Genomic DNA, 1,083 nt, shown 5'->3' on the forward strand with positions numbered 1-1,083 from the left:
AAATCAATACACCTTAAATCTTTCATTTTGCATAGCAACATTATAAAAGAACTTCTATAGAAATATAAAAAGAAGTATAATCAAGATGTTTTAGGAACTAAGTTGAAAATTCAATTATTCATCTATATTTGTTATTAGGTATAGAGAATAAAATTTTAAGGGGAAAAATATTATGAAATTCAACACAAAATCAACAACTATTATAGCTGCATTGGCTATGGCTACAACCGGAGCGCTTGCTCTAAACCAAACACAAGCAGATGCTGCAACGGTTGCTACAACACATTCAGGAACATATTCAAGTCTTTACAGAAAAGACGGTAAAATCATTTCCAACCGTGCTCTTGCTCCTGACACACCATGGTTAGTCGGCAAAATTGCAACTATCAATGGCGAAACAATGTATCAAGTTTCAACTAATGAATATCTTCGAGCTAGAGATGCAAGTCTTAATAACCAACAACCAGCTACTTCGACAAAACTTGTTGGTACAGTGAAGAAACAGTTAAGACTTTACAACAGACATGATGGTAAAATGGCATCAAATCGTGCTCTAGGTTCTGGAACTGCTTGGCAAATTGGGGATGTCTTCAAAAACAAACAAGGTATTACTTTTGTACAAGCATCAACTAATGAATACGCTAATGCTGCAGACATGACATTTAATCAAACTCTAGTTCCAACATACGTTGAAGATTTCGGTATCGGGAACGAATTTGATAGTTCAACTTCTATAGACAATAATCAAGATCAAACTGCTACAATGCCAGATATCAATACTAATAATGGTGATTCTAGTTCAAACGAATCAGCAACTCCAGATTTAGCTGCTGTACAATCTGCTATAATTTCATCAGTAAACGCCGAACGCCAAGCTAAAGGATTAAATCCCTTAACTGTTGACCCAAGACTATCACAAGCTGGTATGGTTCGTGTTAAAGAAGTAAGTTCATCAAATAGCCATACTCGTCCAAATGGTACTCAATGGTACACTACATATTCTGATGCAGGAATTTCTAATCCAGAATCATTACATGTAGGTGAAAATATTTTTGGTACACCATGGAATCAATTATCAGTACA

At 35.1% G+C, this 1,083-nt stretch carries 1 protein-coding gene; it reads left to right on the top strand.

Annotated elements, in window-relative coordinates; translation table 11 throughout:
* Positions 1-172: 172 nt before the first annotated feature.
* Positions 173-1,083: CAP domain-containing protein (locus tag FHL06_RS13990; protein WP_238334070.1), on the top strand; the 911-nt coding region annotated here is incomplete at its 3' end.

Source organism: Companilactobacillus halodurans, from assembly GCF_009600985.1.
Lineage (GTDB): Bacteria > Bacillota > Bacilli > Lactobacillales > Lactobacillaceae > Companilactobacillus > Companilactobacillus halodurans.